This window comes from Actinopolymorpha sp. B17G11 (assembly GCF_040196095.1).
In the GTDB taxonomy this organism is placed as follows: domain Bacteria; phylum Actinomycetota; class Actinomycetes; order Propionibacteriales; family Actinopolymorphaceae; genus Thermasporomyces.
The window spans coordinates 1-23,320 of the sequence record NZ_JBEFTW010000024.1; the positions used below are offsets into that span (position 1 = coordinate 1).

21 protein-coding genes are annotated in these 23,320 nt (G+C 66.6%); 6 read left to right on the forward strand and 15 right to left on the reverse strand.

Annotation, left to right across the window (positions count from 1 at the left end):
- Positions 1-1,971: ATP-binding protein (locus ABN028_RS22490; protein WP_349697988.1), on the reverse strand; the 1,971-nt coding region annotated here is incomplete at its 3' end.
- 187 nt (positions 1,972-2,158) lie between these two features.
- On the opposite strand from ABN028_RS22490, the gene ABN028_RS22495 reads away from it, so the two are divergent.
- From ABN028_RS22495 to ABN028_RS22505, 3 genes are all read left to right on the forward strand, one after another.
- Positions 2,159-2,740, forward strand: coding sequence for a dihydrofolate reductase family protein (locus ABN028_RS22495; protein WP_349325558.1), 582 nt, complete (start codon positions 2,159-2,161; stop codon positions 2,738-2,740).
- Between the two features lie 15 nt (positions 2,741-2,755).
- On the forward strand, positions 2,756-3,256 hold the full coding sequence (locus ABN028_RS22500) for a pyridoxamine 5'-phosphate oxidase family protein (RefSeq protein ID WP_349325559.1): 501 nt from the start codon (positions 2,756-2,758) through the stop codon (positions 3,254-3,256).
- 158 nt (positions 3,257-3,414) lie between these two features.
- Positions 3,415-4,479, forward strand: coding sequence for an MASE1 domain-containing protein (locus ABN028_RS22505; RefSeq protein ID WP_349697989.1), 1,065 nt, complete (start codon positions 3,415-3,417; stop codon positions 4,477-4,479).
- A gap of 22 nt (positions 4,480-4,501) precedes the next feature.
- On the opposite strand, the gene ABN028_RS22510 is transcribed toward ABN028_RS22505, so the two are convergent.
- From ABN028_RS22510 to ABN028_RS22555, 10 genes are all read right to left on the reverse strand, one after another.
- Entirely contained in the window at positions 4,502-5,545 is a 1,044-nt protein-coding gene (locus ABN028_RS22510) for a DMT family transporter (protein WP_349325561.1), read from the reverse strand.
- Between the two features lie 83 nt (positions 5,546-5,628).
- A complete protein-coding gene (locus ABN028_RS22515) occupies positions 5,629-7,224 on the reverse strand; it encodes an N-acyl-D-amino-acid deacylase family protein (RefSeq protein WP_349697990.1) in 1,596 nt (531 codons plus the stop codon).
- Positions 7,221-8,042, reverse strand: coding sequence for a creatininase family protein (locus ABN028_RS22520; protein ID WP_349325563.1), 822 nt, complete (start codon positions 8,040-8,042; stop codon positions 7,221-7,223). The genes ABN028_RS22515 and ABN028_RS22520 overlap by 4 nt, the downstream gene beginning before the upstream one ends.
- Positions 8,043-8,065: 23 nt before the next feature.
- Complete coding sequence (locus ABN028_RS22525) at positions 8,066-9,439, reverse strand: amidohydrolase family protein (RefSeq protein ID WP_349697991.1); 1,374 nt, start codon at positions 9,437-9,439, stop codon at positions 8,066-8,068.
- Between the two features lie 144 nt (positions 9,440-9,583).
- On the reverse strand, positions 9,584-10,345 hold the full coding sequence (locus tag ABN028_RS22530) for a FadR/GntR family transcriptional regulator (RefSeq protein WP_349325565.1): 762 nt from the start codon (positions 10,343-10,345) through the stop codon (positions 9,584-9,586).
- Entirely contained in the window at positions 10,335-11,861 is a 1,527-nt protein-coding gene (locus ABN028_RS22535; RefSeq protein WP_349697992.1) for an amidohydrolase, read from the reverse strand. The genes ABN028_RS22530 and ABN028_RS22535 overlap by 11 nt, the downstream gene beginning before the upstream one ends.
- 89 nt (positions 11,862-11,950) lie before the next feature.
- Entirely contained in the window at positions 11,951-12,730 is a 780-nt protein-coding gene (locus ABN028_RS22540) for an ABC transporter permease (RefSeq protein ID WP_349325567.1), read from the reverse strand.
- Between the two features lie 100 nt (positions 12,731-12,830).
- Positions 12,831-13,676: an ABC transporter permease gene (locus ABN028_RS22545; RefSeq protein WP_349697993.1), complete on the reverse strand. Its 846-nt coding sequence runs from the start codon at positions 13,674-13,676 to the stop codon at positions 12,831-12,833.
- A complete protein-coding gene (locus tag ABN028_RS22550) occupies positions 13,666-14,460 on the reverse strand; it encodes an ABC transporter ATP-binding protein (protein WP_349325569.1) in 795 nt (264 codons plus the stop codon). The genes ABN028_RS22545 and ABN028_RS22550 overlap by 11 nt, the downstream gene beginning before the upstream one ends.
- Positions 14,461-14,501: 41 nt before the next feature.
- Positions 14,502-15,590, reverse strand: a complete 1,089-nt coding sequence (locus tag ABN028_RS22555; RefSeq protein ID WP_349697994.1) for an ABC transporter substrate-binding protein — start codon at positions 15,588-15,590, stop codon at positions 14,502-14,504.
- Between the two features lie 608 nt (positions 15,591-16,198).
- On the opposite strand from ABN028_RS22555, the gene ABN028_RS22560 reads away from it, so the two are divergent.
- Together ABN028_RS22560 and ABN028_RS22565 are read left to right on the forward strand one after the other, a co-directional pair.
- Positions 16,199-17,308 (forward strand): GAF domain-containing sensor histidine kinase, encoded by a 1,110-nt coding sequence (locus tag ABN028_RS22560; protein WP_349697995.1) that lies wholly within the window; start codon positions 16,199-16,201, stop codon positions 17,306-17,308.
- Between the two features lie 83 nt (positions 17,309-17,391).
- On the forward strand, positions 17,392-17,952 hold the full coding sequence (locus tag ABN028_RS22565; RefSeq protein ID WP_349325572.1) for a GrpB family protein: 561 nt from the start codon (positions 17,392-17,394) through the stop codon (positions 17,950-17,952).
- A 76-nt stretch (positions 17,953-18,028) separates the two neighbouring features.
- Here the strand turns inward: ABN028_RS22565 and ABN028_RS22570 are convergent, their stop codons facing one another.
- Both ABN028_RS22570 and ABN028_RS22575 read right to left on the reverse strand, forming a co-directional pair.
- On the reverse strand, positions 18,029-18,790 hold the full coding sequence (locus tag ABN028_RS22570; RefSeq protein WP_349325573.1) for an SDR family NAD(P)-dependent oxidoreductase: 762 nt from the start codon (positions 18,788-18,790) through the stop codon (positions 18,029-18,031).
- A 42-nt stretch (positions 18,791-18,832) separates the two neighbouring features.
- Complete coding sequence (locus tag ABN028_RS22575) at positions 18,833-19,657, reverse strand: phytanoyl-CoA dioxygenase family protein (RefSeq protein WP_349697996.1); 825 nt, start codon at positions 19,655-19,657, stop codon at positions 18,833-18,835.
- Between the two features lie 129 nt (positions 19,658-19,786).
- Here ABN028_RS22575 and ABN028_RS22580 point away from each other — a divergent pair, with 129 nt between their 5' ends.
- Positions 19,787-20,779: a zinc-binding dehydrogenase gene (locus ABN028_RS22580; RefSeq protein WP_349697997.1), complete on the forward strand. Its 993-nt coding sequence runs from the start codon at positions 19,787-19,789 to the stop codon at positions 20,777-20,779.
- A gap of 31 nt (positions 20,780-20,810) precedes the next feature.
- Here the strand turns inward: ABN028_RS22580 and ABN028_RS22585 are convergent, their stop codons facing one another.
- On the reverse strand, positions 20,811-22,070 hold the full coding sequence (locus ABN028_RS22585; RefSeq protein ID WP_349697998.1) for an alpha/beta fold hydrolase: 1,260 nt from the start codon (positions 22,068-22,070) through the stop codon (positions 20,811-20,813).
- Between the two features lie 65 nt (positions 22,071-22,135).
- Entirely contained in the window at positions 22,136-23,302 is a 1,167-nt protein-coding gene (locus ABN028_RS22590) for an NYN domain-containing protein (protein WP_349697999.1), read from the reverse strand.
- Positions 23,303-23,320 lie beyond the last annotated feature (18 nt).

Genomic DNA, 23,320 nt, shown 5'->3' on the forward strand with positions numbered 1-23,320 from the left:
GATCTCGGCCGCATCGGTGGGCTCGTGGGCGACCAACCTGCCGAGGATCCGCATCCGCTCGGCGAGGATGCGTTGCGACTCGCGGAACCGGCCCGCGCGGATGGCGGCGACACCGAGCAGGTCGAGGGCGGCAGCGATCAGGGCCGGTTCGCCGGTCTGCCGGGCCGCGTTCACGGCAGCGCGCGACAGCGTGAGTGGGTCCGTCGGGTCCGTCGGCGCGGTGGGCTCGGTCGGCTCGTGCCAGGCCCGGGAAGCGGCGAGCAGTGCGGCCGCCGTCGGATCGGCGCCGGCGGCCGCGGTCGCCTCCCGCAGCAGCTCCGACCGCTGCTCGGAGGTCACCGCGCCCCAGAAACCGTTCGGGTTGCGAAGGTTGACGACGACTGCCTGGGCCAGGGCGGCCGCTCGGGCGTTGTCCTCACCTTCGACGCGCGCCCGCTCGGCGGCGTCCAGGAGGAGGTCGAACGCCGCCGGACCGGCGGAGACGATGACGGCGGCATCGGCCGCGGCGCGCAGGTCACGACCCGCCGCCACAGCATCGGCGGCCCGGTCGGCGGCGGCGCGGTAGTGGCCGCAGGCCTCCACGAAGAACCGGCGCGCGAACGTCAGATGGGCCAGGGACCGGCCCAGGTTGTGGGCGGTGACGTCCGGGACCGGCTCCGTCCCGGCCAGCGCGGCGCGGAGATCGTCGGCGACGGCATCGAAGTCCGGTTCCCACGCGTGGGAGATCCGAGCCTCCAGCGCGGCCGCGGTGTCTGCCGCCCACTCCAGATGCCGCCGCCGGGCCGCGTCCGCCTCGCCCGCGTCGGCGAGTTGTTCCAGACCGAACGCACGCACCATGTCCAGCAGGCGCCACCGGCCCGGACTGGTGCCGTCGTGGACGAGCAGGCTCTGGTCTGCCAGCCGTCCGAGGAGGTCGGCCAGTTCGCCGCGGGTCGCGCCCGGTGTGGTCGCCTCCGCGGCGGCCAGGTCGAATCCTCCGACGAACACGGACAACCGGCGAAACAGGGCCCTCTCGTCCTGGTCGAGCAGGTCGTGGCTCCACCCGATGACCGCGCGAAGCGAGCGGTGCCGCTCGTCGGCCTGCCGACCGCCGGTGAGCAGGCGCAGCTGATCGTCCAGCGCCGCGAGCAGGCCCTCGATGCCCAGGGACGCCGATCGGGCCGCGGCGAGCTCGATCGCCAGTGGCATGCCGTCGAGCCGGGCGCAGATCCGCGTGACGGCCGACGGGTCGGCCGTGAAGTCGGGCGACACGGCCAGTGCCCGGTCCAGGAACAGGCGCTCGGCGTCGGAGTCCAGCGGCAGCGGTCGTACCGGCGCGACGTGTTCCCCGGTCAGCCCCAGCCGCTGCCGGCTCGTGGCCAGGACCGTGGTGCCCGGACACTCCGACAGCACCCGCTCCACGAACGTGCCGACCTCCTCCACGAGGTGCTCGCAGTTGTCGAGCACGAGCAATGACCGCCCCACGCCAAGCCGTTCGACGACGGAGTCCTCCAGCGACCGTGCCGGCCGTTCGGTGACGCCCAACCCACCCGCCACGGTTGGTACGAGGAAACCGGCGCGGACCGGCACCAGGTCGACGAACGCTCCGCCGCCGGGGTACGAAGGCGCGGCAGCCTCGGCCACGACCGCGGCCAGCCGCGTCTTCCCCACGCCGCCGGGACCCAGCAGCGTCACGAGCCGCGCCCGGGCCAGCCGCTCCAGTGCGACGTCGAGGTCTCGCGACCGGCCGACGAACGTGGTGCGGCTGTCCGGGATCCCGGTCAACCGGCCGCCGGTGGCCGGTGGCTCCGCCACTCGTGTGGCCAGAACGGCCAGCTCCCGGCGGTCGACGACACCGAGCTTGCGCAGCAGTGACGAGACATGGCTCTCGACGGTGCGTACGGAGATGTGCAGGTGGCCGGCGATCTGTGCGTTGGACTGGTGTTCGCCGACGGCAGCCAACACCTCCGCCTCCCGGGGCGAGATCTCCATCGGCTCCACCACAACATGGTCCCTCACCCGGTGTTCTGAGCTCGTTCCGTGCCCGCATTTGGCGGTGATCCGTGGTGGATCCGTGGTGGATCCGTGCTGGCCACGGATGGCCCACCTCGGCCGCCGGGGCCATGCTCGACAGGCCGGCAGATCGCCGGACCACCAACGAGATAACAGGGGTACAGACATGAGCAAGACCGTCTTCGACATCAGCATGTCTCTGGACGGCTTCGTGACCGCGTCGAACCAGACACCGGAGGAGCCGATGGGCGACGGGGGCCTGCGGCTGGTCGCCTGGGCGTTCGACACGGACGAGACGAACCGGCACTTCCTGGAGCGGTCCGGCGAAGCCCTGGGGGCCGTGATCTGCGGCCGCCGGACCTACGACCACTCGCTGCCGTGGTGGGGCGCGGACGGTCCGAGCGGGCTGGCCCGGCGGCCGGTGTTCGTCGTCACGCACGAGACCCCGGCCGACAACCCGCCGGGCGGGGTGTACCAGTTCGTGACCGACGGCATCGAGAGCGCGCTCGGGCGGGCCCATACCGCCGCCGGGGACAAGGACGTGTGCGTCATGGGCGGCGCCGACCTCGGGCGGCAGTACATCGAGGCCGGCCTGGTCGACGAGATCTCGATCCACCTCGTGCCCGTCCTGTTCGGCAGCGGCACGCGGATGTTCGAGGACCCATACGAGAAGCACGTACAGATGGAGGTGGTCGACGTGCTCTCCACGCCGTCGGCGACCCACCTCAGGTACCGGATCGTCAGGTAGCGAAGGATGTTGGGCATGACAGACCACGACATCGCGGCCCACGCTCAGGCCATCATCGACACGAACCTCTACCTGACGCTGGGGACGGTCGATGCGGCCGGCCGCCCGTGGACCTCCCCGGTCTACTTCGCCTCGGCCGGGGGCCGGGAGTTCTACTGGCTCTCGGCCACCGACGCCCAGCACTCACGCAACCTCGCCGAGCGTCCGCAGGTGAGCATCGTCATCTTCGACTCGACCGTTGCGCCGTACCACGGACGCGCCGTGTACGCCGCCGGCGAGGCGCGCGAACTGTCGGGGAGCGACCTCGACCGCGCGCTCGAGATCTACCCCCGTCCCGATGGAGAAGGCGTGACTCGATTCAACCGGGACGAGGTGGCCGCGCCAGCCCCGTACCGCCTCTACCAGGCAACGGCGGCGGACCTGTGGGTCCTGTGTCCCCGACAGCCCAGGCAGCCTTGCCCGCTCCACGGCCTCGCCAAGGACCACCGGACCCACGTGGCACCGCCCACCCCGTAACGGCACCATTGCACGATGGGTACGAGGGGTCGCGCTGGCCACTCTTCCCCGGCGGCAACTCTGCGGGGACGGTCCAGGCGAGGGATCGCCGGCCAAGATGGTGCGGGCGTCACATTTCGCCCCTGCACTCTGGTCCGCAGTGGTTGTAGCGTGATCCTGTGCTTGGCGTTGGCCGCGCGACCAGTGGAATCAAGCCGCCTGCATTACTCGGAATGCAGGTCTTCGGTGTGGCTGCGGCATATTACGCCGGTACGTACCTGGCTGTCCTCACGACACCGCCCGGTTTGCCGGTTACCTCGCTCTGGGTATCGGCGGGAGTTGCCTTGGCTTGCCTTCTGCTGTTCGGCGTCAAGGTGTGGCCGGGCATATTCGTCGGATCTTTCCTGTCAAATATGACGGCTGTGCCAGCACTCGAGGCGGTATTGGTCGCTTCTGGCAATACGATCGCCCCGGTATGCGCCTACTTACTCCTACGCCGGGTGGGCTTCCGGATCGAGTTGGATCGGATCAAGGACGCGGTTTCGTTTGTGCTCCTGGGCGCATTCGCGGCGATGTCACTGAGCGCCTCCATCGGCACTGCGGCTCTCGTAGCGGCGGAGTCCTGGCCGGCGAAAGACTTCCTGCGCCTGTGGTTCGCGTGGTGGTCGAGCGATGTGCTGGGCGTCCTGGTGGTGACGCCGCTCCTCCTCGTTCTGCGCGAATTTCGGCTCGCCAGGCACGTCGGATGGTCGAGACGGATTGAGTTCGTCGCCCTCCTCCTTGCCACCCTTGCTCTCACAATAGTCGCAAATTTCACCTTCGGCCTGGTATTTCTCGGTTTCCCGCTCATTGTGTTTGCAGCACTGCGGTTCCAGTTGGGTGGAGTGGCCCCCTGTGCTTCATTGGTGGCCGCAGTCACCATTGAATCCGCGGGTCGCGGGTATCGACCTTTCGAGGGCCGCGGCCTGCTGGAGAGCGTCTTCATCCTTCAAGTTTTCAACGGTGCCCTCGTGCTCACCGGCCTCCTCCTTGCCGTGGTGATAACGCAGTGGCACCGCGCGCGGGTCGACGTACAGCTCACCTGCTTCCAGTTGGCCGACGCTGTAGGCCGACTACAACGAAGCATGCTCCCGGACCTGGAAAAACACGGAGATGCGGGCAAAGTCCCTTCCCGAACAGTGGGTGAGGAGGGGAGTCCGCGCAGGCTGCGAGACTCTGGCCGGAAGTGGCGTGAAGCCAGCTGACAGTTCCGACCTTCCCCAACGATCAGAGGCTCCGGACCCGCCGCGGTGGATCATTGTGGCCCGCCAGCGGGTGGGTCGGGCGACGCTTGGGGCGCAGGACGGCGAAGAGGCCCGAGGCCAAGGCCATACCGACCAGCACGAGGAGGCCTCCAAGCACCTGACCGGTGGCGAGCTTCTCACCGAGGACGGTCACGCCCAGCAGGGCCGCCGTGACAGGGTTGAGGAGGAGCAGCGAAGCCGAGGTTTCCGCGCGCACACGACGCACGCTGGCCATCACGAGGGTCTGTCCGGCCACCATCACGAAACCGAGCCACACCAGCGCTACCACCGCGTCGACGCGCCAGTGTGTGGGCATGATCATGCTGCGCTCGAACGCCGCCAGCCAGGCGAGCACCACGACAACCGTCAGCACGGCAGCCGAAAGGGCGGTCTGTTCTGGCCTGATACCGAATGGACTGAGCCACCGACGGCCAAGGACCAGATAACAGGCGTAGCTGACGGCCGCGCCCAGCCCCGCCGCCATCCCCGAGGCACTCGTGTCTGCCAGGGAGAGCTGAGCGAGCAGACCCGTGCCTACCAGCGCGCTGACGAGACCGGCGACGGCGCGGGCGCGGAGCGGTTCGTGCAGAAGCAGCGGGGCGATGGCCGCTGAGAGGATGGAGTAGAGCGCGACGACGAAGCCCGTGATGGTCGAACCGACGCCTGCGACGGCAAAGTTCATGCCGACGATGAAGATCGGACCGCTGAGCGCACCGAGCACGAGTACGCGACAGCGGCGGGCCCAACGCGCAACTGGCTCCCCGTGCCCAGGTCGCGTCGCCCGACGCCTCCTGGTCCGCTGGACCAGGATGAGGGCAGCGAGGAGAAGGGCGCCGACGCCGCCGCGCCACATCGCCGCCGACGTGGGCGTGAAGGAGCGCAACTGGAACGCCGTCGCCACGAAGGCACTGCCGAACAACACCGCGGCAGATGCCGCCGCCCACGCGCCGACCCGCACCTGCTGAGAACTGGGCGTGGCCTGATGATCCGCCGCCAGCGGGCGTTCGCTCCCCTCGCGATCGCTCACGGATGGATGAGTGGGACTCATGGGCCGGCCTCCCCATCCCTGCACGATCCACACCGGCGCGCGGGGAGGTGCGGACGACCCACCTACAACACCTGGCCGGCCAGGGCTCCGGTGACCGCGCCATTCGCGACCGCGTGCTGACCGTTGACGTAGACAGCCGAGATCCCCCGTGGATTGCGGGCGGGAGTTCGGTAACTCGAGTCGGTCGAGACCGCGTCCGCGTCGAAGACCACCAGATCGGCGGCATAGGACGTACGGACGAGTCCTCGGCGTTCGAGGCCCAGACGTTCGGCTGACCGTCCCGTCATCTTGGCGATCGCCTGCTCGAGGGAGAGAACACCTTCCTCGCGGACGTAGTGACCGAGCACGAGGGGAACCCAGCCCCAACAGTTGGGGTGATGGGCGACTTCGCCCGGCCCGCCGTCCCTGGTGCCGCGCCAGCCATCCGATCCGATCGTGAAGAGCGGATGGGTCATGCAGTCGCGCACGTGCTGCTCGCTGAACAGGCGTCCGTTGACGGTGACACGGCCCATGCCTTCGCCTTCGTCCTCGAACAACTGCAGCAGGGCGTCGTACGCGTCGGTACCCAGCCTTTGGCCAAGGACGTCGAGACTCTCGCCGACCCATTCCGGATGGGCGCTGGAGTAGGCGAGGGTCACCCGGTCCCAGGCGCCGGTGGCCGCGAACCTCCAGTACCGGTCGTTGTCGTCGTGGATCCGGGCTCGCAGCTTCGGATCCTTCAGCCGTCGCAGCGTGCCCGTAGCCCCGCCCTCGAGAGCCCACCCAGGCAGAAACGCCGTGGCCAAGCCTGGTCCGGTGTCGAAGGGAATCATGTCCGCCTCGACGTCGAGACCGGCTCGACGTACCTCCTGTAGCTGGTCGAGGACCCGCTCCGTCGCACCTGGAGCGTGGCCAGGCTTCGCCATGAGATGTGAGAGTTGCAGTGTCGCCTGGGCATCGCGACAGGCGCGAAGAATCTCCGCCGTGGACTGCTCGTAGTGCTCGTCCCGGTTCCGCATGTGGCAACCGAGGAAGGCATCGTGGCGTCCAACGACCGTCGCGAGTGCGGACAACTCACTCACGTCAGCGCGGCGGGTGGGCGGGTATTCCAACCCGAACGAAAGACCGCGTGCTCCATGGTCGAGAGCCTGCTCGGCGAGCCTGACCATCGCCCTGACTTCCTCCGAGCGCGCGGGACGATCGTCGAACCCCATCACCGCACTGCGGATGGCGGCATGCCCGACGAGGTAGTAGCAGTTGGTGCCGGTACCTTCACGCACCCGTTGCAGATACTGGTCGACGTTCTGCCAGTCCACCCGTACGCCTGGCTGCCAGGCAAGGGAGCGCTGGGTCAGGCCATCGGCGTTGAGGTCACTGATGGGAGCGTAGGACTGGCCGCAGTTGCCGACGACCTCGGTCGTCACGCCCTGCCGCAGAGCCGACCTGCCGTGGCGCTCCTCGAGCATGGTGAAGTCGGAATGCGTGTGGATGTCGATGATGCCGGGAGCGACGACCTGACCCGACACGTCGACAGTGGTCCTGGCGGCAACGCCTTCGTCTGTTCCGACATAGGCGATCACGTCGCCCTGGATTCCGACATCGGCCCTGAACCGGGGCTGTCCGGTGCCATCGACCACGACGCCGCCCTCGAGCAGCACGTCAAGCGGGGCGGCGGTCACGACTGATCACTCCCCGCCGGAATGGGCATCTGGAACCGCGCCATCTCGCACAGGACTCCGGTGAGCTTCTCGACGATCAGGTCGGCCGTTCCGCGGCCACGCTCCGGCGTGGACTTGCGTGGGTCGCCCATGACACCGGTGGTCGAGACGTCCTGCGAAAGCCAGGCGAAGGTGACCGGTCCTCGCAGGGTCAGGTGCTCGATTCCGTCGGCCATCTTGGGGAGTTGTCCCAGCGACTCCGTCCGCTCTGTCCGGACCAGGTCCGGCGCGAGATGGAGCAGGAGGGATGTCTCCCACTCACCCGCATGGGTTCCCCATCGGGCTTCGTCATCATCGTGTTCTTCGTCGTGAAGACCCATGAGAAAGACCGTCAGAGGAAACACCATCAGTCCGGTCTTCTCCCGCACGTCGCGGGCAACGTGACTGAGAACACCGGGATTTCCACCGTGACTGTTGAGGAGCACGAGCCGTCGAAAGCCGCTCCTCGCCACCCCGTCCGCGATGTCGTGGATGACGGCGGAGAGCGTGGACGCCGAGAGCGTGAATGTCCCGGGAAACGCCCTGTGCTCGTTGCTCTTGCCGTAGACAAGGGGCGGCAGCACCCACAGGCGTGCGTTCTGCGGTGCGCGCTCGAGCGCTCGGCCGAGCAGGACCTGGCCGATCAGCGTGTCGCTCACGATCGGCAGGTGCGGTCCATGCTGCTCGATGGAGGCCACCGGCAGAATCACGGCGGCGTCGGCTTTGGGCAACCCCTCGATATCGGTCGTCGTCAGGTACGGCAGGTATCTTTCCTCCGGGATCGGCCCATGAAGGTTCATGGTGTTCTTCCCCACACAGGGCATCACTCCATCGGCCAAAGTTTGCGGACCTCGAGCCCGGTCCGCTCGTACAGGTTCCGGGAGTGCTCGGCCGCGTCGCGGAGCACTTCTTCCTCATCGATGTGAAGCAGGTGGCGGCCTTCCATCACGATGTCTCCGTTGATGACTGCCGTGTCCACGTCGGCACCCGTCGCTGAGTAGACGAGGTTGGAGACGGGGTAGTCCGCGGGCGTCCAGTGGGGGGCGTCGGTGCGTAGCACGATGAAGTCCGCTCGCTTTCCCACCTCGATGGAACCGATCAGATGGTCCATGGACAGGGCGCGGGCGCCACCGAGGGTGGCCATCTCCAGAACGGCCTCGCCCGGAACCACGGTGGGGTCGTGGTGACGGAGCTTCTGGAGATAGGAGACCCACTTGAAGTCTCGAATGAGATCGGCACCGTTGTTGGCGGCGTTCGCATCCGTCCCCAGCGCGACGTTGACGCCCGCGTCGACGAGCTCACGAACTGGCGTGATCCCGCTGCCCATCTTCGCGGGCCCGGTGGGGCAGTGGACCACGCTGGTACCAGTGCCCACCAGAGCGGGGATCTCCTCCGGGGGCAGGCCGCTGCAGTGTGCCAGAACGACGTCCGCGCCCACCAGGCCAACTCGGTGCAGATACTCCCCCGGCGTGGCGTCGAAGTTGTTCCTCAGATAGGCCAGCTCCCGGTCGGTCATCGCGTAGTGCTGGCAGATGCCCATGCCGCGTGACCGAGCGGTCTCGACGACCTCGCGGAGGAGGGGCTCGGGGCATCCACCGGTCGAGCGCGGACCCAACCAGATCTTGATCTGTTCGGAATCCTTCCACTGACCGGCTACGGCGACGGCCTCCTCCATCGCGATGTCCGGCGGCTCCCGTAGCCCTTCGTGCAGCGGCGCCTCATCGAGGTAACCCCCTCCATCTCCAACGGCGCGTGGCAGAACCGCCCGCATTCCGGTCTCGGCGATGACTTCGGCAAGTTCGCCCAGCGCGTGCCGGCCGAGCACCAGCGTCTCCAGGAAGGTGGTCGTCCCTGCCTTGAGCATCTCCACGATGGCCAGCCGGGTGGACACCTTCGCGTCCGCAGATGTGAAGTTGCCTTCGAGGACGAAGATCCGCGAGGACATCCACTGGTGGAGTGGGAGCTCGTCGGCCGATCCGCGGAGAAGTGCCTGGGGCAGGTGAACGTGCCCGTCGACGAGCCCAGGCATCACCAGCCAACCCCTCAGATCCTTGACCGGCTCGTCGGGGTACTGCGCTCGCACCGTCACGCGGTCACCCACCGCCACGATCGAGGACCCGACCACTGCGATCGCTCCGTCCCGCAGAATCCGCCGTCGCGGATCCATCGTGACGACCACACAATTGTCAAAGATCACGATATTATTTTATCTGCCGATAAGACCCCCATGCAATGCATGGTGGGTACGAGCCGCTTTTGTGGCCCGACCTATGGAGCAATCCGGACAATCTCTGAGCAGTCAGGCCAACGGCATGCGGCCCCGAAATGCGAAGGACTGTGATCAGCCCGCAGAGCGTTTTGTCCGCCTGGACCGCGGCTGTCGCATGCCGACCACGAAGCGTTCGAGCGGCTCGAGGTGGTCGTTGACCGCCTTCTCGATGATGTCGACGTCCCTGGTGATCAGGGCGTCCAGCAACTCCCTGTGCAGATCCAGCACGGTTTCGCGGCTCTCGATCCGTGTGACGTAGTCGCCGAACTGGATGACGAGCTGTTCGAGAATCTGGTGCTGGTATCCGGCAAGAGCTTCGCTCCGCGCACTTCGACCGATGACGTAGTGAAAGCGGTGGTCGTAATGCGTCCAGCCGTGCTTCCCGACTCGTTTCTTCGTTCTCATTCCTTCCATGCGTGCGAGCGAATCCTCGAGCAGATCGAAGTCATGCTGAGTCGCACGGAGGCCGGCCAGCCGAGCCAACTCGAGTTCGATCGGACGGCGAGCCTCGACGAGTTCGGCCGGCGTGAGGTCCCACCGATTCGCCGTCAACCCCAGGACGTCGACTGGAATGATGTCGCTGATGACAATCACGCCCCCCGTCGCCCCACGTCGCGTCTCGATCACCTTCGCCTGCGACAGAACCTTCAGCGCCTCACCCACGGTCGGTTTGCTGACGCCCATGCTCAGGGCGAGTTCGTCCAGGTAGGGAAGGCTGTCGCCAGGTGCGAAGTAGCCTGCGCGGATCGCATGAGTGATCTGGTCGACGACCTCCTCGTGCGCCCGGGAGTTCACGACCGGATGGAACCGTGCACGTGGCTCTTCAGAACGCATCACGTCTCCCCTGGCTGTCGCCTCGCTGGTCCGCACCAAAGGGAGTGAACCGCCTCCCCTGCGTGAGGCGTCGTGTCCCTGCCCTGCGCGACACCTCGTCGGCTCGAGCCTGCGCCTCGCGCATGAGCGATCCCTCGTCCACCCTGGTGGACACGCCATCCTGGATCACGATCTCGCCATTGACAAGCACCGTGTCCACGTTGGCCTGCGTCGCGCCGTACACGATGCTCGAGATGGGGTCGTGCACAGGCACTGTCTTCACGTGCCATGGGTCGAGGAGAAACAGATCGGCGTGCCGTCCGACCTCGAGCGCGCCCAGATGCTCAGACAGTCCGAGTGCCTTCGCCCCTCCCATGGTTGCCAGACGCAGCATGTCGCGGGCGTTCAGGGCGCGCGGGTCACGCTGCTGGGTCTTCGCCAACACGGCGCCGAAGCGTAGCGCCTCCAGCATGTCCTGGGTGTTCCCGCACGCGCCGCCGTCGGTCGCCAGGCTCACGTCGATGCCATGCTCGAGCATCCGGACGACCGGTGCGATGCCGTTGCCCAGGTAGCAGTTGCTCACCGGGTTGTACGAAACCTGCATCCCCGTCCGGGCCATGATCTCCATCTCGGCCTCGTCTACCTGAACGCAGTGTGCGGCAACGACGCGGGGACTCAGGAACCCGATCTCCGCACACTTCGCGAACGCGTTCATCCCCCAGCGATCGATCGCCAGGTCCCGCTCCTCGACGTACTCCCCCATGTGGATGGTGATCTGGGCGCCCTCGGCATCCGCGTACTCGGCGATGCGCACCAAGCCCTGCGTGGTGACCGTCCGGACCGTTCCTGGGGCCGGAAACACACTCGGGACAGGGAGCCCGCTGGGGAACTCGGCCGCGAGCTCGCGCATCTGGTCGAAGACCTCGTCCAGCGGGAGGTACCACGGATCGCGATAGCCACTGTCGGGATTGAGATCGCGGATGGCACGACCGAGGAACCCACGCAGACCGCTGTCGCGGAAGGCACGCAGCACCGCTCGGTGATATTCCGGGTCGGGCAGTCCGAACATGAAGTCCAGCAACGACGTGCACCCACTCTTGAGCGCTTCGACACAACCGAGCAGCGCGGCCGTGTAGACATCCTCGGGTCTCATCACCTCGCTCGTGGTGAGGATGATCGCCTCGACCCACGGCAGGAGATACATCTCGTCGCCCAGACCCTTGACGAGGTTCTGGAACAGGTGGTTGTGCGTGTTGACCAGTCCCGGGACGGCCATCTTGCCGCGCGCGTCGAGCGTCCGTCGGCTCGTCAGGTGGCGCGCCTCGCTGGTGGGGCCGATCCAGGCGATCCGGCCGTCGCGGATGCCGATCGCGCGTCCGTCGACGACGTGGTACTGGTCGCCGTCGAGGTCCCAGAACTCGCCCGTTCCACCGAGGACAGCGGTGGCATCCGTGAGGAGAAGGTCCAGCGGCGCGATCGGACGGGACTGCTCTGGCGGCGACTCCGACTGGTGGGAATGGGACTGTGCCTCGGTCATGTCAACCTCTTCCACGGAAAACGTACGAGAGAAGCAAGCCGCGCCCTTGTGGGTTGATCCCTCGATGATCGCGTCAGCCCGACGCCACCTCACATGTCCTCACGCTCCTCGACGCGGCGCCAACGGACCACTCGCCTCTCGACGAAGGTGACGACGGAGAAGAGCAGCACACTGGCAAGAGTTGCCACGAGGATGCCGGCCCACACGTTGTCGGAACGAAATCGGACGCTCTCGTTGATGATGTACTGCCCAAGGCCCTGCGAGGCGGTCAGCCACTCGGCGATCATCGCACCGGGGACGACGACACTGACGCCGACACGCAGCCCGACGAAGACGAACGGTAGGGATGCCGGCAGTCGCAGCTTCCACAGCACCTGAGGTTCGGACGCGGCCAGAACGTGCATCAACTCCCTGCCCTCGTCCGTCACCGAACGGAGACCGCGAATCATGTTCACCATGATCGGGAAGAACGAGATCATCCCCGCTACCAGAAGGGCGGTAAAGGTGTTCCTGCCCACGATGAGCGCGATGATGGGCGTGACAGCCACGATGGGTACCGCCTGTAGCGCCATCACCCAAGGCAGCAGGCTCAACTCGAACGTCCGCGAGCGCTGCACGCCGATCGCCAACAGGGCCGCCACGAGAATCGCGAGGACGAACCCACCGATCGCCTCCATCAACGTGGCCAGTAACGCGCTTCCGAGAGTGGGCATCTCATGAAAGACCGCCGCGGCGATGACTGACGGCGCGGGAAGGATGAACTCCCCCACGTCCAGGAGGTGAACCGCTGCCTCCCAGAACCCCACTACCAACGCGATGATGAAGAGGCTGATCCCCCTCGCGACCAGCTTCGTGGGCGACCAGCTCATCCTGGGCCCCTCAGGCGAGCCGACAGTCTGGGCCATCACCCGCTCCTGCCGGAGGCGAGGGTCGTCGCCCGCGTGGCTGAGCGGCGCTTCGCTGCCACGTCTACGACTCCAGTCGGGAGGTCTTGACCGACTCGTGCCAGGGAATGAGGACCTTCTCCGCCAGCCCGAAGATCCCGTAGCCGGCCAGCGCCACCACCGTCGTCAGGATCATGGCGGTCCAGAGAATGTCGACCTGATACTGGAACAGCGAGTACAGCAGGACGACACCGAGTCCCTCGTTGGCACCTACCCACTCACCGACGACCGCCCCGAAGACAGCGGCCGGTGCCGCGACCTTGAAGCCGTTGATGAGGTACGGAAGGGCTGACGGGACGCGAAGATATCGCAGGGTCTGCAGCGGACTCGCCGATACGACTCGCAGAAACTCGACTCGGTTGCGATCAACCGCCCGGAGCCCGCGGACCGCGTTGACGAGCACACCGAAGAACACGGCAAGGGCACTCAGCGCGACTCGCGGACGGGCACTACCCACCCCCAACCAGAGCACGAAGATCGGCGCGACAACGATGAGGGGCACTGCGTACAGTGCCAGTCCCAGACGAAGGACGGCGTGTTCGACTGACGGATGCACCAGCGACATGAGCGCCAGGATGATCGCCAGCGTGCAACCGATGACGAAGCCGAGGACGGCGACCGATCCGGTGCTCACGGTCGCCGACCAGAGTGACGCGGCACGATCGACCAACACCTGCACGATCTCCGATGGTGCGGGCAGGAACTCGAACACGGGGGCTCCGATGAACTGCCACCCGAGAAGTGCGCCCGCTGTGATCGCCACGGCCCGGGTGACAGGACTCCCGAGTCCGCCGGCGAGCCTCGGACGGTCCGGTCTGCCAGGTCGTTCGGCGGCTGCCGTCGAGATCGGGCCTGCCGGATCATCGGCCATACGTCACCTCTGGGCTGCCGGCAGTCAGGTGCAACGCGTCGCTGATCCGCGTCTCGAGCGCGAAGAAGCGTTGCTCGCGATACATCTCGATCTGCCGTGGTCGCGGCAGGTCGATGCGTACATCGTCGGTGATGGTGCCTGGGCGCGGTGACATCACGAGGACGCGGTCGGAGAGGAAGACAGCTTCTGACAAGCTGTGCGTGATCAGCAGAGCCGACGTGTGTGCCTGCGTCCAGATCCTCAGCAGTTCGAGGTTCATCCGCTTGCGGGTGATCTCGTCGAGTGCGCCGAAAGGTTCGTCCAGCAGGAAGAGTCTGGGCTCGAGTACGAGCGCGCGTGCGATGGCGACTCGCTGTCTCATGCCGCCGGAGAGTTGGTCAGGGCTGGCTTCGAGGAAGTCGCCCAGGCCGACGAGGTGCAGCAGTTCCTCACTCTGTCGGCGTGAGTCTTCGTTCAGCCGGCCGGCGATCTCGAGCGGCAGCGACACGTTGTCGAGCACGTTCCGCCACGGGAAGAGCGCCGGGTCCTGGAACACCATCCCGAGCTCACGCCCCAGCCGCGCCTCGCGAGGTGACCGTCCGTTGACCGACAGCTGTCCGCTCGTGGGTTGGTAGATGTCGGCGATGAGTTTCAACATCGTCGACTTGCCGCATCCAGACGGGCCGATGATGGAGACGAACTCACCCGGCTCGACCGCGAATGTCACGTCATCGACCGCGGTCAGGGCCTGCTTGCCGACGTTGAAGGTCTTCGTCACCGCATCCGCGTGGATCACGTGCACCATGGCGACATCCCCGGTCGCTCGTTCTCCATCTGACCGATCACTCAGACTTCCAACAGTGAGCTTGCCCCGTCCATGGCCTCGGCCTGAATCTCAGGCGTGAAGATGTCCGTGGCGGGAATGCTCTTCGGGAGGGAGCCGGCGTCGGCAAGGAAGTCAATCATGTCCTGCCACCTCTTCTCCCTCGTGTAGAACAGCCCGTTCTCGTCGGTGTCGGAGCTCGTCACGTCATCGACCTGGAACTCGCTCTCCAGCTTCTGCTGCTCGAGTTGCAGCTCGTCGGTGCCGTACTTGTCGACGGTGAGCTCCGCGGCCTTGGCCGGGTTCGCGACCACCCACTCCCAGCCCTTGATCGTGGCCCGCATGAACCGGACGAGCAGATCCCGCTCCTTCTGCAGGGTCTCTTCCAGCACGAAGATCGGTGCATCGTAGGGGTCGAAGCCGAACTGCTCGTAGGTGATGTAGTTCATCTCCATGTCCTGGAGCTCCAGGGCCACGCCCTGGTCGGTCCGAAAGCCCTGGAAGAAGTCGATCTCGCCCTGGACGAGAGGCGAGGGGTCGAATCCGCTCTGGACGAACTTCCAGTCTTTGCGTGGCAGCCCCGCATTCGCCAGCAGGGCTTCGATGAGTGGCACGCCTTCAGGCGTTGTCCCGATGCGCTTGCCTACGAGATCCGCGGGCTTGGTCCAGTTGTTCTGTCCCAGTGACATGAAGACGGCTGGCGTCTTCTGGTAGAGGCATCCGATGATCCTGAACTGGAGGTCCTGCTCGATCTTCCCCCGGATGATCCGGTCGGTGATGCCCTCACCTATCGGCACGCCACCGCCGGCGACCACCTGCTGGACGTCGAGGTTCGGGCCGCCAGCAATGACGTTGAGGTCGATGCCCTCTTCGGTGAAGTAACCGTTCTCTATCCCGGCCCACCAGCCGCCGAAGGCGACGGTCTTCAACCAACGGATCTGGAAGTCGAGTTTCCGCACCTGCGTGGCCCCGCTACCGGAGTTCCTCGCGCAGGCCGCGGGGCCGAAGGCAGTCACAGCCAGCAACGCCCCGGTGGCGCCGCGGATGAGCGTCCGCCGGTCGATGCCTCCGTTCGCGATGGTGATCTGGTCGAGCTGGTTCTTGTCGCTCATCGTGGTCCCTCCACGCCGTGCCGATGGGCAGACACACCTGCGACGCACCTGCCCTGACCCGCCACGGCGATCCGCCGATGTGCCGGCCGAGATGGCGCAATTGAAGTCATGGCCAGAGAAAAAGTCAAGTAGCTTAAACTTTGGAACATTGTGACGATATCGCGTGTCCTGCCCGGATATGCGTCGCGCATGGGGCGAGTCAACCTGCTCCGGCGCGGCGGAGGAAAAGAGCGAGTCTGGAAGAACCTGCGAACAATCTGAGGCTTGGCTACTTCCTCAGCGTCCTTGCCGTAGATAGGAATCATGAGGGCTCTGACCGAGTGGGGACCTTGGCCCGCTCCTCACCATGGCCATCGCTGCACGCTTCTTGCCATTCGAGTGAGCCTTGCTACGCTCCCCCTATTGCCATCTGTGAGCAGATCGATGTGCGACAACCCGCGGCCCCCTGAGTCAGTTGCGCTGTTCGTGCCGCATGTGTAGAGCGCTCCTCATGGAGGTGCGGCACAGCATCAGATGGGCCGTACGAGAAATGTGGCAATCAACAACTCGGTGGTCATATGGTCCTTCCGATCTCGTACGAAGTAGAGGATCGTTCGAGAAACTGGCTTATGGCGGCATCGGAGATTACTCGGGTGTTGCTGCGAGAAACCAATCTCCGAAAGTCGTTACGGGTGGTAGCTCGGAGGCTGCGGGAGGTCTCCGCGGCTGACTATGTATCGATCAGCCTGGCCGACCCGAGGTATCCGAGAGGAACCGCGATCGTCGAAGCTGCCGACGGAATGGGGGCCGAGCACCTGGCCGGCCATATCCTGTTGAACAACAAGCAGGCGTTGTGGACCCAGGTCGCCCAGTCGGGCAAAGGCATCATCAGCCGCGACATCACGAGTCATCCTGCCTACAACCCACCCAGTGAGTTGGCCGAGACCATGTCTGCCATCGGCCTTGCTATGTACCTTCCGCTGGTTGCGGGTGAGACCGTCCTCGGCGTCATGTGTGCCGGTTGGCGATGCGGCTCGCCGTATACCGATATTGCCGAGCAGGAAGTCCCCTGGATGGAAGTCTTCGCTGGCGAGGTGGCACTGGCCCTGCAGCAGGCCCGCGCCCAGATGCTGGTGATGGAGGATCGCGACCGAATCGCCAGAGAGCTGCACAACGTTGCTGTCACCCGGCTGTTCGCCATCGGCACACACCTGCACGTGCTCACTGGTATGGCCGGTCAAGCGGAGGTCCGCCGACGCCTGGGCCACGCCATCAACGACATCGACGAGACGATCCGACGGATCGGCCCTGCGGTCTTCGCCTGCAGTGAAGGCGCAGCCACGGACCAACAACCGGTGAGTGTGCAGTTGGTGGAGGAGGTCGACGCTGCCAGCAGTCTGCTGGGCTTCACGCCGCGCCTCGTGGTGTGCGGCCGACTGGATGACCGCCTGCCCGCGCACGTGGGATCTGAGCTCGTGCTCGCGGTCCGCGAGTCGCTTGCCGACGTCGCCACCCACACAGCCGTGAGCAGGATCGACGTGAACGTACAGGTGGCGGCGGACCAACTCACTCTCACCGTCAACGACAACGGCCAGTCAGGGGAGCGCATTGTCGGAGGCAGCACGCTTGGTTGGCTACGGGATAGAGCCGAGCGGTTGGGAGGAACCGTGGCGGTCCAGGCGGCAACGCCGCCGGGAACGACGCTTTCCTGGTGCGTGCCCCTCGAACGGCAGTCGTAGACCGTGATCAGGCCCGGAGTTGACGCATCGGGGAGGATGCGCGGAATCAGGTGGGAGCAGCACGGTCGCTAGAGTGCGGTCTCGTGATCACGGTTGTCGATTATGACCCTGCATGGCCGCAGCGTTTCGAGACCCTTCGACAGGAGTACGCCAAGGCGATGGCCGAGGCTGGCGTACCTGTCATGGCGATCGAGCACGTCGGGAGTACCTCGGTGCCTGGCCTGGCCGCGAAGCCGGTGATCGACTGCGACATCATTGTCGTGGAGGCTGATGTCGCTGCCGCCTCGGATGTCCTGGTGTCTTTGGGCTTCGGCCCGCTGGGTGAACTCGGGATTCCGCAGAGGTGGGCCTTCAAGGAGCCTGATCGGTTCGCCGGCACCAACACCTACGTGGTCGTCGCCGGGTCGTTGTCGCTGCGCAACCACCTCGTCGTCCGGGACACGCTCCGCTCCGACGCGGACCTGCGGGACGAGTACGCCGCGGTCAAGAAGCAGGTCGGGGCCACGGCGGCGAATATCGACGACTACGGCCGTGGAAAGAACGCCATGGTGCAGAAGATCCTCGCCGAAGGCGGTGTGAGTGACGCCGAACGCGCATCGATCGACGGTAACCAGGTGCCGTCGCACGAGGACGTTCCTCGGTAACTCCGGTCATGGATCCCCGGGCGCAACGTCCCGTGACGCGTCACGGAACGACCCACACTCACCTCGGTGGCCGTCGTCAGCCTCGCATCGCCTGACCACCATCGACGGTCAGGGTTGATCCGGTCATGTACGACGCCAGATCGCTGAGCAGAAAACACGTCGGCCCGGCGATGTCGTCGGGAAGCCCGGTCCGGCCCAGCGGACACCGCGACCGGATCGCCTCACGACCGAACTTGTCGATGAGGGCGGTCGCGGTCTCCGTTTCGGTCCATGCCGGCGCAATACAGTTGACCCGGATCTGGTCGGGCGCGAGTTCGCTGGCCGCCGAACGCATGAACGCGATCTGTGCGCCCTTGGACGTGGCATAGGCCGAGTTGCCGCCCGCGCCGGACTGGCCTGCTGTCGAGGTGTAGATCACCATGCTGCCGCCTCCGGCCGCGCGCATGTGCGGTGCAGCCAGTTGCACGGCGGTGAACGTCCCGCGCAGGTTGACCGCCATCACGAGGTCCCATGCCTCGGTCGTCAGGGTGTCGATGGGCAACCAGGTGTCGGCATAGATGCCTGCCGAGACGACGAGACCCTGCAACGGCCCGAGGGTGGCTACCGCGTCACCGAACGCCCGGGTCATCGCATCGGCGTCGGCGGCATCAGCACAGTAGGCACTCGCGCGTCCGCCCAGCTGCTCGATGTCCTTGACCACAGCGACCGCCTGGTCGGCGTGCTGTCGATAGGTCAACGACACCGCCGCTCCGACAGACGCCGCCATCCGTGCGGTGGCTGCGCCAATGCCGCGGCTACCGCCGACGATCATGACGTGGCGGCCAGAAAGATCGATCATCGTGTCTCCTGTCCAAGCGCCAGTGCCGTTTCGTACCCCGGCCTAGGGATACACGATCGGGTTCCTGGCGCCATCGAGCGGAACCTTCTCGCTTCCCCAGTTCTTCGTGACGCCGTGCGGCCAGCGGGTGTCTGCGGGTGTGTAGGAGAAGATGTAGCACCAGCGTGCCCGGTCACTCGTGTTCGGCGGCGCACCGTGAACCATGTAACCGTGATGGACGGTCGCGTCCCCGGGCTGGTAGTGGAACGGCGGCGACATCTCATAGAGATCCAGTAACTTCGGATACTGCTGGAGAAGGTCCCGCTCGTCCCTCAGCACGGCACCCAGCGGGCCAGCGCGGTGGACGCCGGACAGGAACCGCATCGCACCCATCTCCGGGGTGACCTCGTCCAATGCAAGCCAGAACTGCAGCTCTCCGGCCCGATCGGAGCCGTGCTCGACCGAGTCCTGGTGGTAGGGAGTTCCGTGGGCGCCGCCCGGCGGGCGACGGACGAAGTGGTCGGCCCGGTATCGCAACGGCACCTGCACGTCTGTCAGGCGCCTTCTGTTGATCAGTCGCTCAGCGTTGCGACCCATGCGTTCGCTGAACATGAGCGCCCGAAACGGCTCGACGCCGGGATCGGTCGCGAGGGAGTTCCACGAACCCGGCGGATGGATGCCGTCTTCGTGCGCTTCGCCCACGCGCCGAAGTTCTCGTGCGTACTCAGGAGTGACCAGCCGGTCCAACTTCACCCAGCCGTTCTCCTCGTAGAACGCGACCTCCTCAGCCGTCACGTCGCGGATGATCGCTGCCATGTCGACGGCATCAACGCTCTCCGCCATCACCATCGTCCCTTCCGCCACTCGTGTCGTACTGATCGTCGACATCAGTCTCACCTGCCACAGCTCGGCCAGGCAATGGCGAGTGTGGGACAGCCTGATCTCCCCTGATCCGGGTCGAGCACGCCAGGTAGTCTCCGACGGCCACCTCCCAGGTGAGCGTCTATGTTGGGTGCCTTGACGAAAGAACGGGGGCACATGGCCGAAGCAGTCGTCTTTCCGCAGCCAGGCAAGGTCGAGTTGTGCGAGGTCGAGCTACCCGGTCTCGATCCTGGTCAGCTTCTGGTACGCACTCGCGTATCTCTGATCAGTACGGGCACCGAGGGGATCGTGTACAACGGCACCTTCGCACCCGGAACGCACTGGGACCGGTGGTTCAGCTATCCCCATCGACCCGGGTACTCGCTCGTGGGCGAGGTCATCGACGTCGGCAGCGACGTCACGGGCGACTTCGGTCCAGGTGACCGGGTTGTGGCGCTCCTCGGCCACGCGTCGCACCATGTCGCCGACGCCAGCTTGTGCACGCGGGTGCCTGACGACGTCTCAGACGAGGATGCCGCGTGGTTCGCGGTGGCCAAGGTCGGGTTCGTCGGCGCGGAAGCCTCGCACGCCCGTCTTGGCAGTTCGGCGCTGGTCGTCGGGGCCGGCCCGATCGGTCAGATGGCCGTACGTTGGCTGGCGTCTTCTGGAGCGGCCGAGGTTGTCGTGGTGCACCGCAGCGGGCGACTACGGCTCGACCTCGCCCAGGCGGGCGGGGCCACCACGGTCCTGCAACAGGACCTGGCCGACGGCCTGTCGGGAATCGCGCCGCCGGACACCATCATCGACTGCACAGCCGACCCGAACGTTCTCACTCATGCGCTGGCTGCCGTGGCCGACCATGGCCGCGTGGTCGTCGTCGGCGACGTAGGTGATCCTTCCCAGCAGCGGCTCAGCTCCGACCTGATCGTTCGTGGCCTCACGGTGGTGGGCGCACATGGCCGCCACCTCCTGGGCGAACGTGAACACGAGGTACGCCGGCTGTTCTTCGGCCTCGTGGCGTCGGGGCGCTTCGCGGGAATGGCCAACCTCGTCACACACAGGTTCACGCCCCTCGACTGTGCCGATGCGTACGCACTGCTCGACGCCGACCGTTCAGCCACCATGGGCGTGATCTTCGACTGGCGGTAGAGGAAGCTCCGCGGGTGCCACCTCGCGTAGGTCAGGCGGGTCCTTCGAAGTCGGGTGGCTGTTGCCGGCCCTGGTAGGGGCGCACTGGGAGTGGATCGTCGGCGAGGAAGGCCCGGACGGTGGCGAGGAAGGCGTTCGGCCGCTCCTGATAGGCGTTGTGTCCAGCACCACGGAGGTAGACCAGCCGGCCCTTTCGAAGCACGTCCAGATAGCCGATCGCGGACGACCACGACAGGTAGTCGCAGGATCCCTTGATCACCAGCCCTGGTACGCCGGCGCGGGCAAGGTCGGCTCGGCGGTCGCGGGTCCGAGACCGGACCGCCGACTGCGGATACAGGTTGGCGTAGGCGCCCAGGCCGTGCAGCTCAGGACCGGGCCGCCCGTCGCAACGCAACGCCGAGCGGGTCCGGTTGTAATGGGCGTCGAAGCGGGCGTCCATGTCCGCGTCACCGGTCAACGTGTGTGCGGCTTTCGGATTGACCTGGACCACGGTGTACGCCAGCAGGTCGCGCGGCCGCATCAGGTACGCGTACACCTCCAGCTTCCGGCCGAGGCTGAGCCGAGGGGTGAGGCTCGCACCTCCCGCCGCCGGGTCGAGGTCTCCGGGTGAGGAGTACACCGTCTTCACCACCCTGGACGGGTGGTCAGCGACATAGGCGGCGGCCAGGCTCGCGCCGAAGGAGTGGCCGATCAGCGTCACCTGGTCGGCGCCGATGTGGCGGCGGAACGCCTCGAGGTCGGCGAGGTGCCGGTCCATGGTGTACCCCGCCGGGTCGGCCAGCCGCGCCGACGCCCCCGAACCGATGTGGGCGTAGACGTAGACGTCGTGGCCGTCGCGGGCGAGCTGGCCGAAGTACGCCGTGTCGCCGGCGAGGTCGGGCACGCCAGGACCGCCGTGCAGGAAGATGATCGGCTCGGCGTGCTCCCGAGGTGTCGCCGGACGCCGGACGTAGGCGATCCGCGAACCCGTCGGCAGGAGGACGGATGTCTGGCTGGCCACCGGCTCGGGTGGGAGCGCCGGCTCGGCTGGAGGTACGACGACGGTGAAGGTGAAGCCGATGATCCCGGCAGTCGTGCCGATGAGCATCGCTCGGCGTCGCCCGCGGGTCCGGTCGGGCCAGCCTCGGGTCACCAGAGCGACCAGGGCGATGCTCGCACCTACGAACACCACAAGCCCCGCGGACAGGTACAACGCCTGCGTCGCGCTGACCGCCGCGACCGCGACCAACGCACCGAGGCCGCCAAGACCGGAGACGCCGAACGCCAGAATGAGGGGAAGTAACCGCTTCATGGTGCCCGATCCTCGCCCGACGGCACCCTGCCGGCCATCTGCCGAAGGACGGATCCACCCCCTGTTCATCGCCGGCCGCAGACGGCACATTGGCCGCGACGTCGCAGGTAGTAGGCGTACGTGGCGGTACCGAGGCCGATGCCCCAGAGTGGCCAGAGGGCGCCGGGAGCGACAGTCCCCCAGTCCTCGCCCATCGCCCCCTCCGGGAAGTAGCCGAGTACCGCCGAGCGGACCCAGCCCACTCCCGGCCCGGTGATCAGGAACGCGACCGCGGTCGCGGGAATGATGGCCGTACGCGGGCGTACGGGCTTGTTCCGCAGCCACGGTACCCAGCGCGGATACACCTCGCCCCAGCGCTGCACGAGCCCGAGGGTCAACGTGGCTCCGCCCAGGGCCAGCGCGGCCATGAACGCTCCGGCGACGAAGATCTCGGGGGTGTCCACGGCCTGCTCGGTGAGGAACCTCCGGGAGACGCCGAGCGGGATACCCGCGGCCCACGCGAGGCGGGTGGCGGCGTACACGGCCGGGACCGCGATGGCGGCGCCCACTCCCCAGCGGCCCCACCGCGCGGCCGACTGTGGGGTCGTCCAACTCGCCGGGACCTGGGTACGACCGCATGCGCTGCAGGCCCCCACGGCGCGGCGCCGGAAGATGACCGCCGATGCCGCCCAGGTAGCGCCGAGGAACATCAGGATGAGCTGGTTGGCGACCGGCCATGACACCTGGCTGGAGATCGTCACCCCCGGCGGCCACCCGAACGGCTTTCCCGCCAGGAGAATCGGGATGTGCGCTGCCGCCACCAATGGTCGCCCGTCGGGGATGACGAGGGAGTACACAACCGCCTGGAGCCAGGCCGCGCCCAGGAGCAGCCGTCCGACGACTCCCATCGCGCGCAAGCGAACCATCGCCAGTGCGACGCAGACCCCGAACAGGCCGGCCGCCGCGACCCAGGGAGCGGCATTCACGCGGGTCACGTGTTCGAGGACGGACTGATGGTGGGCCAACGGATCGTTCTCGGTTCCGAACGGAAATCCATGACCTCCGCTGGTCCAGTACAACCCTGCCAGGGCGTAGCCCGCGCTCAGTGCCGCAGCGACATAGGGGACCATCCCCGCCCGGGCGCCAAGCCGGTGGTGCCGGCCGGGTGAGTGGGGCCCGCCCAGCTGTTGATCGGGCAACCCTTGTCGATCGTCGAAATGCGCGGTTCCTGAGGAAACGTCGATGCTGTTCATGGCAGCCACTGTCCGCGT

Bases quoted from the DNA above. Each gene is read 5' to 3' on its own strand.
- ABN028_RS22495 (WP_349325558.1), top strand. From the start codon at position 2,159: ATGAGCAAGACCGTCTTCGACATCAGCATGTCTCTGGACGGCTTCGTG.
- ABN028_RS22500 (WP_349325559.1), top strand. From the start codon at position 2,756: ATGACAGACCACGACATCGCGGCCCACGCTCAGGCCATCATCGACACG.
- ABN028_RS22520 (WP_349325563.1), bottom strand. From the start codon at position 8,042: ATGAACCTTCATGGGCCGATCCCGGAGGAAAGATACCTGCCGTACCTG.
- ABN028_RS22530 (WP_349325565.1), bottom strand. From the start codon at position 10,345: ATGCGTTCTGAAGAGCCACGTGCACGGTTCCATCCGGTCGTGAACTCC.
- ABN028_RS22535 (WP_349697992.1), bottom strand. From the start codon at position 11,861: ATGACCGAGGCACAGTCCCATTCCCACCAGTCGGAGTCGCCGCCAGAG.
- ABN028_RS22540 (WP_349325567.1), bottom strand. From the start codon at position 12,730: ATGAGCTGGTCGCCCACGAAGCTGGTCGCGAGGGGGATCAGCCTCTTC.
- ABN028_RS22545 (WP_349697993.1), bottom strand. From the start codon at position 13,676: ATGGCCGATGATCCGGCAGGCCCGATCTCGACGGCAGCCGCCGAACGA.
- ABN028_RS22550 (WP_349325569.1), bottom strand. From the start codon at position 14,460: ATGGTGCACGTGATCCACGCGGATGCGGTGACGAAGACCTTCAACGTC.
- ABN028_RS22555 (WP_349697994.1), bottom strand. From the start codon at position 15,590: ATGAGCGACAAGAACCAGCTCGACCAGATCACCATCGCGAACGGAGGC.
- ABN028_RS22560 (WP_349697995.1), top strand. From the start codon at position 16,199: ATGGCGGCATCGGAGATTACTCGGGTGTTGCTGCGAGAAACCAATCTC.
- ABN028_RS22570 (WP_349325573.1), bottom strand. From the start codon at position 18,790: ATGATCGATCTTTCTGGCCGCCACGTCATGATCGTCGGCGGTAGCCGC.
- ABN028_RS22575 (WP_349697996.1), bottom strand. From the start codon at position 19,657: ATGTCGACGATCAGTACGACACGAGTGGCGGAAGGGACGATGGTGATG.
- ABN028_RS22585 (WP_349697998.1), bottom strand. From the start codon at position 22,070: ATGAAGCGGTTACTTCCCCTCATTCTGGCGTTCGGCGTCTCCGGTCTT.
- ABN028_RS22590 (WP_349697999.1), bottom strand. From the start codon at position 23,302: ATGAACAGCATCGACGTTTCCTCAGGAACCGCGCATTTCGACGATCGA.